Origin of the sequence: Bradyrhizobium sp. SZCCHNR3119 (genome assembly GCF_032487775.1) — a bacterium.
GTDB lineage: Bacteria > Pseudomonadota > Alphaproteobacteria > Rhizobiales > Xanthobacteraceae > Bradyrhizobium.
Genome location: NZ_JAUEUV010000001.1, coordinates 4,674,631 through 4,688,425, shown reverse-complemented (window position 1 = coordinate 4,688,425; position 13,795 = coordinate 4,674,631). Strand labels below are relative to the sequence as shown.

Annotated in this window: 10 protein-coding genes; 7 read left to right on the top strand and 3 right to left on the bottom strand. The window is 63.2% G+C overall.

Annotated features, from left to right (window positions below):
* The first annotated feature begins 151 nt into the window (after positions 1 to 151).
* The 4 genes from QX034_RS21565 to QX034_RS21550 all read left to right on the top strand — a co-directional run bounded on the left by QX034_RS21565 (position 152) and on the right by QX034_RS21550 (position 3,710).
* Positions 152 to 709: a LemA family protein gene (locus QX034_RS21565; protein ID WP_315706742.1), complete on the top strand. Its 558-nt coding sequence runs from the start codon at positions 152 to 154 to the stop codon at positions 707 to 709.
* 33 nt (positions 710 to 742) lie between these two features.
* On the top strand, positions 743 to 1,960 hold the full coding sequence (locus tag QX034_RS21560) for a M48 family metallopeptidase (protein ID WP_315706743.1): 1,218 nt from the start codon (positions 743 to 745) through the stop codon (positions 1,958 to 1,960).
* Positions 1,961 to 2,220: 260 nt separating this feature from the next.
* On the top strand, positions 2,221 to 2,985 hold the full coding sequence (locus QX034_RS21555) for a hypothetical protein (RefSeq protein WP_315706744.1): 765 nt from the start codon (positions 2,221 to 2,223) through the stop codon (positions 2,983 to 2,985).
* 56 nt (positions 2,986 to 3,041) lie between these two features.
* On the top strand, positions 3,042 to 3,710 hold the full coding sequence (locus QX034_RS21550; protein ID WP_315706745.1) for a hypothetical protein: 669 nt from the start codon (positions 3,042 to 3,044) through the stop codon (positions 3,708 to 3,710).
* Between the two features lie 72 nt (positions 3,711 to 3,782).
* Here the strand turns inward: QX034_RS21550 and QX034_RS21545 are convergent, their stop codons facing one another.
* A complete protein-coding gene (locus tag QX034_RS21545) occupies positions 3,783 to 4,322 on the bottom strand; it encodes an adenine phosphoribosyltransferase (RefSeq protein ID WP_315706746.1) in 540 nt (179 codons plus the stop codon).
* 117 nt (positions 4,323 to 4,439) lie between these two features.
* Entirely contained in the window at positions 4,440 to 6,605 is a 2,166-nt protein-coding gene (locus tag QX034_RS21540) for an anthranilate synthase component I (RefSeq protein ID WP_315741692.1), read from the bottom strand.
* 770 nt (positions 6,606 to 7,375) lie between these two features.
* Here QX034_RS21540 and QX034_RS21535 point away from each other — a divergent pair.
* Both QX034_RS21535 and QX034_RS21530 read left to right on the top strand, forming a co-directional pair.
* The gene (locus QX034_RS21535; RefSeq protein ID WP_315701243.1) at positions 7,376 to 8,476 is read left to right on the top strand and encodes an IS4 family transposase; all 1,101 of its coding nucleotides are present in this window, start codon (positions 7,376 to 7,378) and stop codon (positions 8,474 to 8,476) included.
* A gap of 736 nt (positions 8,477 to 9,212) precedes the next feature.
* A complete protein-coding gene (locus QX034_RS21530) occupies positions 9,213 to 10,406 on the top strand; it encodes a tetratricopeptide repeat protein (RefSeq protein ID WP_315706748.1) in 1,194 nt (397 codons plus the stop codon).
* Positions 10,407 to 10,464: 58 nt separating this feature from the next.
* Here the strand turns inward: QX034_RS21530 and QX034_RS21525 are convergent, their stop codons facing one another.
* On the bottom strand, positions 10,465 to 11,517 hold the full coding sequence (locus QX034_RS21525) for a hypothetical protein (protein ID WP_315751024.1): 1,053 nt from the start codon (positions 11,515 to 11,517) through the stop codon (positions 10,465 to 10,467).
* A 928-nt stretch (positions 11,518 to 12,445) separates the two neighbouring features.
* Between QX034_RS21525 and QX034_RS21520 the strand changes: the two genes are divergently transcribed.
* Positions 12,446 to 13,699: an MFS transporter gene (locus tag QX034_RS21520; protein ID WP_315751020.1), complete on the top strand. Its 1,254-nt coding sequence runs from the start codon at positions 12,446 to 12,448 to the stop codon at positions 13,697 to 13,699.
* Positions 13,700 to 13,795: the final 96 nt, after the last annotated feature.

Genomic DNA, 13,795 nt, shown 5'->3' with positions numbered 1-13,795 from the left:
GAGATCGGCCAAAGCAGTCGACGCTGAGGCATTGAACGTCCGGATCGACTTTGACGACCAATGCACGCCGGATCTGGCGGACCTCCCGTCGCCTGGCGGCATCGGCTAGTCTGTGCCGAGCGCCCTCTTCCCTTCTTCCTCGGAGCCTTTCATGTCCGGCTGGATCGTCCTCGGCATCATCGTCATTCTCGTGCTGTTCGTCCTCGGTGCCTACAATCGGCTGGTGGCGCTCAGCCAGCGCGTCAACCAGGCCTTCGCCGACATCGACGTCCAGCTGAAGCAGCGCCACGACCTGATCCCAAATCTGGTCGAGACTGTAAAGGGCTATGCCGCCCATGAGCGCGGCACGCTCGACGAGGTGATCAAGGCCCGCAATGCCGCGATGTCCGCGCAGGGCCCTGCGCAGGTCTCTGCGGCGGAAAACCAGCTCAGCGGCGCGCTGGGCCGGCTGATCGCATTATCCGAGGCCTATCCCGATCTCAAGGCCAACGCCAATTTCCAGCAGCTCGCGAGCGAGTTGTCCGACATCGAGAACAAGATCGCCGCCAGCCGCCGCTTCTTCAACAACGCGGTACAGGAATACAACACCAGCATCCAGCAGATGCCGGCCGTACTGTTCGCCGCTACGTTCGGCTTCACCCGCAAGGAGTTCTTCGACCTGGGCGCCAGCCGCACCGAGGTCGAGGCTGCGCCCAGCGTGAAGTTTTAAGCTCACGCCATCCACGATGACAGGCCGCGTCGCATGGCCGCCTACGGTCTTTACACCCACATCGCATCGAACAAGTTCCGTTCGACGCTGCTGCTCGGCGGCCTGTTTCTCCTGATCTACGTGCTGGTCTATGCCGGCGCGCTGGTCGCGGAGGTCATGATCAGCAGCGACGGCAATCTTGCCTATTACCTGCGGGCAGCACTCTTCGACCTGATCAAGGCCCTGCCCTGGGCCACGCTCGGCGCCGCGGCGTGGATCGTCATCGCCTATTTCTTCCACCAATCGATCATCGATGCCGTCACCGGCGGGGAAGCGGTGACCCGGCAGGAGCAGCCGCGGCTCTACAATCTTTTGGAAAATCTCTGTATCTCGCGCGGCATTCCGATGCCGAAGCTGAAGATCATGGACAGCGAGGCGCTGAACGCCTTCGCAACCGGCCTCAACCAGAAGCAATATGCGGTGACCGTGACCACGGGGCTTTTGAACGCCCTGAACGATCAGGAGATCGAGGCCGTGCTCGGTCACGAGCTCACCCATATCCGCAACGGCGATGTGCAGATGATGGTCGTCGCGGTCATCATCGCCGGCGTGGTCGGCTTCCTGGGTGAACTGTTCTTCCGCCTCTTTACCAATCTGAGCTGGAGCGGAGGCGGCGGCTCCTGGAGTTCCTCGTCCTCCTCCTCATCATCCTCGTCCTCCTCGTCGGATCGCAAAGGGTCGGGCGGTGCCGCGGTCGTCGTCATCATCATCGCGGTGATTCTGATCCTGCTTGCCTGGCTGTTGTCACAAGTGGTCAAGCTCGCGCTGTCGCGCACGCGCGAATATCTGGCGGACGCCGGTTCGGTCGAACTGACCAAGAATCCGGACGCGATGATCTCCGCGCTGCGCAAGATCGAGGGCCGCGGCGAACTGCCGGGTGCGACTTCGGCGGTGATGGAGCTGTGCGTCGACAATCCCCGCGAAGGCTTCGCCGACCTGTTCGCCACCCACCCCTCGGTCGAATCGCGCATCCAGGCGCTGGTGAAGTTCGCCGGCGGCCACGACCCCGGTCCGCTCGCGCTGCCCTCCGAAGCGGAGCAGCCGTCGGCGACCGAGCCGCCCGATGCCGATGCGCCACCTGCGCCGCCCCGCTCCGGCCCATGGGGCACGGCCGACGGTACAACCAACTCGCCCGCGTCCGAACAACCAGCACAGGATGCGCCGCGAGGTCCGTGGGACGAGCCGGCGAGCGGACCCTGGGGCCGCCGCTGACATCTCACTGTCACATCGATTCGCCTGCCGATACCCTTGATCGTACACGCATTTTCGCCAACCGCTCGCAGCCATCATCGCCGCGTGGCCATAAGACGGGCAGACTTCCCGCTTCATCCTCCACCTTCACCTGCAGATGGGGAAATTTCACGGACGCCTCGCTTCAATGAATTTGAATTCTCCGTTGTTTCTGCCATGGTCGCGCACAACGCAGAATGCAAAGCGCCGGCCTCCGCCGGCCCAGATTTCAGGGACATTCCATGGCGAAACCGGCAGTTGTTGTGGTGGGTGCGGACAAAGGCGGGGTCGGCAAGACCACGGTTTCGCGCACCTTGCTCGATTATTTCAGTGCCAATAACGTCCCCACCCGGGCGTTCGACACCGAGCATCCCCGCGGAACGCTGAAGCGCTTTCACCCGGAGATCACCGAGATCGTCGACATGAACGCGACCTCGGACCAGATGAAGATCTTCGACACCTTGAGCGCGGTGGCGCCATCGGTGACCGTGATCGACGTCCGCGCCGGCCTGATGTCCCCAACCCTGGCGGCACTGCGCGACATCGGCTTCCTCGACGCGGCCCGCTCCGGCCAGATCACCTTCGCGGTGTTCCACATCCTGGGCTCGTCGATCGCCTCGCTCGACGAAATCGCCGAAACCGCAAGCTACATGGTCGGCGCAAAGTACTTCCTGGTGAAGAACTTCATCAACAACACGAGCTTCTTCGAGTGGGACCAGTCGACCTACGCGTCCTATTTCAACCGCATCAAGGATGCGACCGAACTCACCATTCCGAAGCTCAACGAAATGGCCTACGAGCAGGTCGAGGTGGCCTCGGTCCCGTTCCTGAAATTCGTCGCCAACAAGGGCCCGCATGACGAGGCGGCCAACTACTCCTTCGTGCTGCGCGGCTATGTCCGGCATTGGCTCGCCAACGTCTGGAGCGAGTACGACCGGATCAAGCTGACCGACATCGTCGGGTCGACCAAGCCGGTCGCGGCGGTGCGGCCCGCAGGGGAAAAATGACAGCTCCGCAAACGAGGGGGCTTTATCGGAGGCGCGTTTGACCTGATATAGGTCAAATGCCCGCGACGCCCGTCTACATCGTCTGCTCGCCCCGACCCCAGATCGGCAAGACGCTGCTTGCGCGCCTTTTGAGCGAATTCCTGCTGCTCAAGAACGGGCAGGTGCTTGCCTTCGACATCTCGGTTCGCGAGCCCTCGCTGGTCGATTTTCTGCCTGCGGTCACCGAGACCGCGGAGATCGAGGACACCTACGGCAAGATCCAGCTGATGGACCAGGTGATCCTGAACGACGGGATCGCCAAGGTCATCGACCTCGGCTACTATTCCTACGGCGAGTTCTTCAAGATGTCCGAGGAGATCGGCTTTTTGAAGGAAGCGGCACGGCGAAATGTCGTCCCGATCGTTCTGTTCTGCGCCGAAGGCGACCGGGTCTCGATGCGCGCCTATGACGAGTTGCGACGCCAAATTCCCAGCTCCCAGCTGATCGTCGTCGAGAACGCGCACGTCCTGCGTGAAGAGTTGCCCCAGCAATTCAGCCATAGCCGCATGCTGCGCATTCCCGCCCTGCCGCTGTTCCTCAAGACCTATATCGACCGGTACTCCTTCTCCTTTACCGGCTATCTGCGCCAGGAACGGGATTCCTCGACCGAGCTCTATCAGTGGATCCGGCGCAACTACTACGCGCTGCGGGAGATCGAAATGGGGCTGCTGATGCAGCGGTCGTGAGCGGATCCTGGTCCGCCCAAGTCCCCCACCAAGTCCCCCAAGCTCCGTCCGACGAGCCCCATTCCGCCGCGCTCAATGCCCCTCGAACGAGATCAGGGTGCGAACCGGCACGTCCATCGCGCGCAACTTGGCGGCGCCGCCGAGATCCGGCAGGTCGATGATGAAACAGGCCGCCACCACCGTGGCGCCGATCTGCTTGAGCAGTTTCACCGCGCCCTCTGCCGTGCCGCCGGTCGCGATCAGATCGTCGACCAGGATCACCCGCTCGCCCGGCTGCACCGCATCGACATGCATCTCCATCTCGTCGGTGCCGTATTCCAGCGCGTAGGACATGCTGACGGTCTTGTGCGGCAGCTTGCCCTTCTTCCGGATCGGCACGAAGCCGGCCGAAAGCTGGTGCGCCACCGCGCCGCCCAGAATGAAGCCGCGCGCCTCGATGCCGGCGACCTTGTCGATCTTGGAGCCGGCCCAAGGGTGTACCAGCTCGTCCACCGCGCGGCGGAACGCGCGCGCATCCGCCAGCAGCGTGGTGATGTCGCGGAACAGGATTCCGGGCTTCGGATAGTCCGGAATGGTGCGGACCGTGTTCTTGATGTCCAGATCGAACGTCATCGTGCTCTCATCCACTCTGTGTGTTTGCCGTCATTGCGAGCGAAGCGAAGCAATCCAGGGCCGCGAGAGAAGAACTGGATTGCTTCGTCGCTTCGCTCCTCGCAATGACGGCATTGATCAATTCCCCGGCCGATTGAGCCGGAACGCATTCTCCACGATCTTCAAGCCGACCTCGTCGCCGAGCGACATCAGCGATTCCGGGTGGAATTGCACGCCACCGACGGGCAGGCTCTTATGCTCGATCGCCATCGCCACCCCGTCCTCGGTCGAGGCGGTGACGGTGAGGACATCGGGCATGCCCTCGCGCTCGACGAAGAGCGAGTGGTAGCGGCCGATCACGATCTCATTCGGCAGACCCTGCATCAGCCGCCCGCCGCGCACCTGCACCCGCGAGGGCCGGCCGTGCGCGGGCTGGCTGAGCTGACCAAGACGCCCGCCGAAATACTCGCCCATCGCTTGAAGCCCCAGGCAGACGCCGAAGATCGGCAGCTTCCTGTCCAGCGCGGCATCGATGGTCTTGGATATCTTGAAGTCCTCGGGCCGGCCCGGGCCGGGCGACAGCACCACCAGATCCCAGCTCCGCTCCTTCAACATCTTCAGCGCGTGCACATGGCGGACCACGGTGACGCTGGCGCCGACCTGGCGGAAATAGTCGGCCAGCATATGCACGAAGCTGTCGTCATGATCGATCAGCAGCACCTGCTTGCCCGAGCCGGTGGCGTCCGGCGCCGTCGACGACAGCGGCTTGGGCGGGTCGCCGCGCAGCGCCTGGAACAGCGCGGCGGCCTTGACCTGGCATTCGCGATCCTCCGCTGCCGGATCGGAGTCGAACAGGCAGGTAGCGCCGACCCGCACTTCGGCGAGCCCATCCTTCATCCGGATGGTGCGGATGGTCAGCCCGGTGTTGATCGAGCCGTCGAAATTGACCACGCCGATCGCGCCGGCATACCAGCGGCGCGGCGAGCGCTCATGGTCCTCGACGAACTGCATCGCCCACAGCTTCGGCGCACCGGTCACGGTCACCGCCCAGGCATGGGTCAAAAAGGCATCCAGCGCATCGAAGCCCGGCCGCAGCATGCCCTCGACGTGGTCGACGGTGTGGAACAGCTTCGAATAGGTTTCGATCTGCCGCCGCGCCAGCACCTTGATGGTGCCGGGCACGCAGATGCGCGCCTTGTCGTTGCGGTCGACGTCGGTGCACATGTTGAGCTCGAACTCGTCCTTCTCCGAGTTCAGGAGCTGGCGGATCTGCTCGGCATCGCCGATGGCATCGCGGCCGCGGGCGATGGTGCCGGAAATCGGGCAGGTCTCGACCCGGCGGCCGTCGGAGCGCACGAACATTTCCGGCGAGGCCGAGACCAGGAATTCGCCCTGCCCGAGATTCATCAGCGCGCCATAGGGCGACGGGTTGATGCGGCAGAGGCGTTGGAAAACTTCGGCCGGCGAGCGTTCGCAGGGCTCGCCGAACAGCTGGCCCGGCACCGCCTCGAACAGGTCGCCGCGGGCGAACGCTGCGCGGGCCAATTCCACAGTCGCCTGGTATTCGCCGGGCGCGTGGTCGGCAAAGCCCTGGCGCGGCTCCTTCAGGTAGACGCTGGCATCGGTCTCGCGCGGCAGGCCGGCTGTCGACTGGCCGTTCCAGGCGAAGTCGTAAGTGAGGATCACGCCGCGACCGGTGGCGCGGTCGTAGGCCAGGAGGCGATCCGGCACGTAAAGCACGATGTCGCGCTGATCCTGCGCGCGCGGCCGCTTCTGGACGAGGTCCTCGATCTGGAACACGAGATCGTAGGCGAAGGCGCCGAACAGCCCGAGCAGCGGGTCGTCACTGGCGGAGAACGCCGCGATCAGCGCCCGCACCAGCGACATCACGCTGGCGCGGCGGGTGCGCTGGTCTTCCTCGACCGGTGCTGGGCCGCGAACGATATGTCCCGCCAGCCGTGCCGGGGTGTGCTCGGTGATGACGACCGCGGAGTCGCGCAGGGTCGCGCCGAGAAAGGCGATCAGCACCTCGCCGCGGCGGTTCAACGCCTGCAGGGCGAAATTCGTCCCCGTCGTCTCCAGTGCCAGCGGCGGATCGGCAAAGCCGAGGTCGAAACTGTCATACCGCCCGGGGACGGTGGTCCCGGACGACAGCACCACCCCGCGGCGCCGATCCAGCAGGTCGATGAGGTCGTCAAGACGGCTGGCGCCGCCGGAAAACTGTTCGGTGGCGCGCGTGATCGCAAGCCCGCCGCGGGTGCGGTACTCGCTCAAGGCCGGCAGGGAAAAAACGGTCCTGTTCATGGGGGTCCTCTTGGCGTCCTCTTACGAAACTTGCCGAGGGAACGCCACACAGGACAAACGGAAGAGCCGCCGCCGGGTGGCGGCCTCAAGCGATTGAATGTCAGGAAATCGCAACGGCCACCTTGTTACAAGGTGCGCCACCAGAGACGGGCTGGGCGGAGGACGGTGCTCATGGGCGGGACCAGACCATGACAGGGGACGGAGGTCAAGGGCGATCAACCTTAGCAAGCTGCTGCAAGCGCCTGCGCGATACAGCACCCTCTCCCCTTGTGGGAGAGGGCATCTCCGGCCCATCCAGGCACTCGGTTGGGTGAGGGGTCTCTCTCCGCAAACAGCGCTCGCGGAGGCATACCCCTCACCCGACCGAGTTTTCCGATCGGTCCGACATGCCCTCCCCCACAAGGGGAGAGGGCGCATCCGCGGCGATACCGCTGTCTCGAAGGTCGCAAACCATCGTTGGATTCCGCTCCACCATTCGGCCACCGAGATTGCGAGCTGAACTGCTCCCGCAGCCCCTCCTCTGGAAGGTGCTGGCGCTCCACTCCGAGTGGCGCGGCGTAGTGGATCCTCGCTGGAGCCTATCCTCGGCCGAGCTGAAAGCGAGACCCGGGATGATGATGAGCATGGGACATGCAGCAGCATTCTCGCGACACCTGATGCCCGAGTGATGATCATCGACATCGCCCTCTCAAAGGCGAGGGCGCAGGGAAGGCCGCATAGGCGTTAAGTTTATGCTTGAGTGTTGGAATCCGCCGTGATTCGAACAGGGGATGGCAGACGAATCGCTCCTGAACGAGGACTGGACGAGAGTGGTTGCGCAGCTGGGCGGGGCTGCGCAGCTCGAGAAAACTGCGCGCCAGACGAAGGCCTTCGCGCGTCGGCGGCAGATTCCAGATGCGGTGACGTTACTTCGGCTGATGCTGGCCTATTGTTTGGGTGAAAGAGGGCTGAGATCGACAGCCGCATGGGCGGCTTCTGTTGGCCTTGCCGACCTCACCAGCGTGGCGTTGTTCTATCGGCTGCGTCAATGTGGTGATTGGTTTGCGGTGCTGGTGGAGGGCTTGCTCGCTGCGGCAGCTCCGAAGGCGAGCCAAGGCCGCCTGATCCGCATCATCGATGCGACGACAGTGCCTCAGGCGGGACCGGCTGCGCGCAAGAACAGTGAGCTTTGGCGCGTTCATAGCGCATTTGATCTGCCCTATGAGCGCTTTGGTCACTTCGAGCTGACAGATCAGCAAGAGGGCGAAACGTTTGACCGGATACCAGTGGTCAAGAACGAGATCCGCATTGCTGACCGCGCTTATCTGCAACCTGACCGCATTGCGGCCGTCCGCGAAGCCGGGGCCGACGTTTTGATCCGAGCGGGCTGGAAGAACGCACGTTGGCTTGACGCCAAAGGCCTTCCGTTCGATCTGATGGCCCAATTGCGTGCCGCGAAGGCGCGCGGACTGGTCGATCGGGAGATTTGGATCAAGCGCAAGGGCGGCGCGCCTCTGGCTATGCGTCTGGTCGCAATCAAGAAGCCCACCGGTGCGGCTGCTGCTTCTCGGCGTAAAGCCCGGCAAGACGCAAAAGATGAAAACCGCATCATCTCCAAAGAAACTTTGGAGGCTGCGGATTGGGTCATTCTGATCACGTCGCTCGCGCGGGACGAGTTCTCCACCAAAGATGTGCTTGCGCTCTATCGATTGCGATGGCGGATCGAGCTTGGGTTCAAGCGACTGAAGAGTCTGATTGGCCTCAAGACGCCGCCAGGAACCGATCCGCGCTCTGCCAAGCCCTACCTGCTGGCCCACCTCCTGATCATCCTGTTGCTCGAGCCGCTTGCCAGCGACTTCGAGGACTCTCCCCACTGGACGCAGGCCGCTTAACGACGCCTGGCGCTTGGCGGGTCCTGCAGCAGCTCGTTGCATCCTTGCTGCAAGCAATCATTCCACAACCAACCATCCGTTGCTTGCGCCGCAGAAAACGCGCGTTGGGGCGCCACCTTCGCGAGCCTCCTCGAAAACGCAAGTATCAATCGATGCTCGCGCTACCTTAACGCCTATGGGGAAGGCCGGGAGCTCGCCGCCCCCATGGCCCGCCTGCGAAAAAAATGCAGGCGGCAGGTACCACAGGTTCGGCCGAGACATCCCGGCCTTCCCTGCGCGATGGTCTGACGGGTTATACGTACTCTCCCCGGGGACCGGGCTTTCTTGCCCCCGTTTGCGACAACGCGCCTTCAGCGCGTTGCGCAGACCTCAGCGTCGGGAGGCCAGGACCGTACGACTTCGCCGTGCGCCTCGGGCTGTTCGTCCGCATGATGAGATCATGCTGCGGCCCAGAGCGCCCACCGCATCCCACCCCGCGTGTCGTGACGATCGCGATACGCCCCTCGTGCCGAGGCGGGACGCGCCGACATAAGCACAATTTCTGAAAACAAGAAACAAGAATATTTTCGCGGCGAAGACTGGACAGCCCAAATCAGCTTGATGCGGCTGATGAATTTGGCGTTTCAGGACATCCAGCCAACACAGATCGCGACTCCTCTTGCCGGCAAGACTTCAGAATTGTGGCTCAGGCCGCGCCCATTGTATTGTTCCGTTGCTGCGGACCTGTGGAGCGCCGGTGAAGTTGCAACAGTTTTCGTTCGCCCTGTTGGGAGCCGCGATCGTTGCAGGAGCGCAAACCGCCCCTGCCGGTGCGCAGACCGAACGACAAATCGCCTGGTGCCTAGCCTCCGCCTTCTCGCCAGATTTGCGGATCGAGGGCTGCACATGGGCGATCCAATCCGGCCGATGGTCCGGAAAGGATCAGACCCAGGGCTATTTCAACCGCGGCAATGCCTACTTCGAGAAGAAGGACTACGATCGGGCCATCGCTGACCTCAGCGAGGCGATCCGGCTCGATCCGGATTTCGCGCCGAGTTTCAACAACCGGGGATTCGCGTATTCTGCTATAGCTGATTACGATCGAGCGATTTCCGACTATGACGAGGCAATCAGGCTAAACCCAAAATATGCCCTTGCTTACTATCACCGTGGCCTCATTTACAATTTCAAGAATGATTACGACCGAGCTATCAGTAACTTCAATCGCACACTTGAGTTAAACCCGCGGCATGCCCAAGCATATCACAGTCGCGGCCTCTCGCACCTCGCCAAAAAAGACTATGATCGCGCAATTGAAGACTTCGGAAAAGCGATCGAGCTTGCCCCTCAGTACGTCAGATCTTACTACGATCGCGCCCTCGCCTATGAAGGCAAGGGAGATGACGATCATGCTCTCGCAGACTTTAGTGAAAGTATCAAACGTGATCCGAGCGACGCGCTGGCCTATCAGCATCGTGGTCTCATCTATCGGCACCAGAACGAGCACGACCGCGCCATAGACGATTTCACAACGGCAATCGGCCTTGATTCCAAATCCACGAAAATCCACTATTATAATCGTAGCCTCGAGTTCTACGAAAAGAAGGATTACGAACGCGCCATCGCGGACCTGAGCGAAGCGATCAAGATCGATCCAAGCTACGTCCGCGCCTACAATGTCCGGGGCGTCGCCTACGACGACAAGGGCGATCATGACCGCGCGATTGCCGACTTCGACGCGGCAATCAGGCTCGATCCAAAATATGTGCAGGCCTACAACAACCGTGGCCTTGCCTTTGAGCATAAGGGAAATCTCGATCGCGCCATCGCTGACTTCGATGAGGCAATCAGACTCGATCCCAATTATGCCGAAGCTCGCGCCAATCGAGAAAAGGCGTCCGAGCACAAGCTGGGAAGCGCCCCGGAAGTCTCAGATCCGACGAGGCGATAGGTCTTGCTCCTGCTGCTGCATCAGGCAAGACCGCAGCCGGATCTGAGGCGCCGTTTGGTCACGTCCCCGGCTTCGTCAGCCCATGCTCCTTGAACTTCAGCTCCGTCGCCTGCACCGCGTTCTCGTAGACTTCGCCGCGCTCGACGAAGTAGTTGAAATAGCCGGCCGGCGTTGCCGGCTGGATCTCGATCAGCTCGACCGGCTTATATTTCGGATCGGTGAGAGCGCCTGAAGCGATCAGGTCGTTGATGCGCTTGAGCGTGTCGACCTCGGCCTTGTAGCCGACCGAGAACCACATCTCGTACGTCCAGTCCTGCACCTCGAACCAGTTGGCCGGCGCCTGTCCCTGCCAGCCATTCGCCAGCGGCCGGACCGCGAAGATGCGCTCGAAGCCGTGCAACTCGGAGACGATGCAGGCGCGATGATAGGCGCCGTCCATCTGTCCGCCTGGCAGGTTCTTGAAGCCGTAAAGCGAAAGCCACAGCGCCGATTTGATCGCCCCAACCGTGATCGGGAGGATCTTGCGTTCCTGCACGACGTCGGACGCATAACGCAGGTCGCGCTTGGCCGCCGAATGCAGCGCCGCGGCGGCGCGCGTGTTGGGAATCGATTTCTGCTCGGGCAACAGCCTGCGCGCGACGTCGTTGCCGTAAAGCAGGCCGACGCCCGACCGCGGATCGTAGGTGTTGAACACCACGCCGGTCGCGCTCTCGTTCAGCACCGTCGCGACATGGGCAAGCTCGTCATCCGAGCGCACCGGCACATATTGCTGCGCCGGAACCAGGCGATCGGCGACCACGTTCAGCAGGCCTTCGCTCCAATCCGGCACCGCCGCCAAGCGGAACAAGGCCTCGGCATAGGCCGGCCTGAAGACGCCGGGATAACCGAACAGAACGGTGCGGGCCTGAGCGACCGGATTGTTCTCGGCCTCGGGCGAGACGAGCAGCGCGCGTAAGTCGTGACCCTGCAGCCATTCCGCCAGCACCAGGATCTGGCCGGAGGTCGCCGTCACCAGATCCGGCGTCACACCCCAGGCGCGGGCGGTGTCGAGAAAGCCGGCGCCATGTGCATTCAGCCCGCCCAGGCCCGCCAGCGCGAATGCGACGCTCATTCCGCCCCTCCGTTGCCGCGCCAAAAATACTATCTTAGATTGTATTCGCCGTACAAACGAGGCGATTTGGAGCTTCGAGCATAGGATTGGCAGTGCCCACATCCGGCAGGCGCTGAGCGCCCTCCGCCCGAATCAGTCAGGCCGCAGGCTCCGAATCGAATGCAGCACGGCATGCGTCCGATACAGCCATCGGCTGTAGAGAGCGTACGACAACCTCATGTTGCGCGCATGCAACTATGGCCGAGCACACACTGCTAGTTGCTTCACGAGATGGCAAACACCGGAAATAGGGAGATATCTGCGCAACACTGTTGCCAATTTGCGATAGGAGCGCAAAGAATAATTAACCATCTTCCGCTACCAAGAATTCATCATGGCCCGCGGCAAACAGCCTCCTGTGTCGCATGCGCTTCAGAAGCAGCAGACGCTGCTCGATTGCTTCCTCGAGGCGCAGGCCAAGCGGCTCGGTCGCCGCCCCGCAGGATCGCGAGCGGGTAAAGGCCAGCCTGGGGACAACGCCTCTACCGGGAATGAACTCCGCAAGATCGCTGGCGAGGAGCCCGCGGAGTGACGTAACGGGCCGCTGACCATTCGCCACGCCCGCGTCGATTCCCGGACTTCCGCACAACGGCGCCAAGAGGGATGCGCACATCGCCATCCTGCGTGGTGCCGGGAGAGGGTCTTATTCCTCTTTCCCGCCGAGCCCCTGTGGGACCTGCCTGTCGCGCATATCTGGCGCCCCCTCCCGGGTCTCCCCCTACCGGGGTAGGTCGCCTACTATTGCAATGCAATATCAACATCGACGCGTCGGTGCTGCTTCACCGCCGGGTGACTGGGAGGATACCCGGCTGTTTCGCGCCGCGACGCCCCGCCTTTCTCCGCCCCTGCCTACCTCGACTGCCTTCCACCCAGATCGACACGCTCGGACATGAACCAGATCGCCGATCCCTCGTCCTTTGATCACGCCCCATCGAGTACTGCGGCCGGCTCGAAACATCATCATCCGGGCCTGGTGCTGCTGGCACTCGCGATCGGCGGCTTCGCCATCGGCACCACCGAGTTCGCCGCCATGAGCCTGGTGCCGTATTTCGCGCCCGATCTCGGCATCGGGGCCACCACCGCAGGCCATGTCATCAGCGCCTATGCCCTGGGCGTGGTCGTCGGCGCGCCTGTGATCGCGGTGCTCGCGGCACGGTTGGCACGGCGAACATTGCTCGTGCTGCTGATGCTGCTGTTCGCAATCGGCAACGGGCTCTCCGCGCTTGCACCGACCTATGGTTTCCTGGTGGCTTTCCGCTTTCTGGCCGGTCTGCCGCATGGAGCGTATTTCGGCGTCGCCGCGCTGGTAGCGGCATCGCTGGTCCCGCGCGAACGCCGCAGCCAAGCGGTCTCGCGCGTTCTTGCCGGACTGACGGTCGCGACGATGGTCGGCGTGCCGCTCGCCAATCTGATCGGCCAATTCATCGGCTGGCGCTGGAGCTTCGGCTTCGCCGCGCTCCTCGCCCTGTTGACGGCGACTTTGGTGCGGCTCTACGCGCCCTATGGCGCGCCGCTGAAAGGCGCGAGCCCGCTGCGCGAGCTTGGCGCGCTCAGGCGCGGCCAGGTGTGGCTGACGCTGGCCACCGGCGCGATCGGCTTCGGCGGCATGTTCGCGGTGTACACCTATCTCGCATCGACCTTGCTCGAGGTCACGCACGCGCCGCCGTCCATGATCCCGGTGATGCTGACGGTGTTCGGCTTCGGCATGACGATCGGCAATCTCGCCTGCGCCTGGGCCGCGGATCGCGGCGTCATGCGGGCGGCGGGCGCGACCCTGGTCTGGAGCGCGGCGGCGCTCGCCCTCTATCCGTTCGCGACCGGCAACGTCTGGACGTTGGCGCTCGTCGTGTTCCTGATCGGCTGCGGCGGGGGCCTCGGAACCATCCTGCAGACCCGCTTGATGGATGTCGCGGAGGATGCGCAGACCTTGGCGGCCGCACTCAATCACTCCGCGTTCAACACGGCCAATGCGCTCGGTCCGTGGCTCGCCGGTCTCGCACTCTCAGCAGGCTTCGGCTTCCCCGCGACGGGATGGGTCGGCGCCGCGCTGGCGCTCGCGGGGCTCGTGATCTGGGGCGTGTCGGTCGTGACGGATCGGCCGAGGCGCGCGGAGCAGAGGATGTCGCAATCTCGCGCGGCGTGAAGTAGCTCGCGTCCTTGTGGAGCCAAGAGCTCCCGTCCTCACGAAAGCCGGTGGTTATGGGTCCTCGCTTTCGCGAGGACGACGGCAGAGCATTGG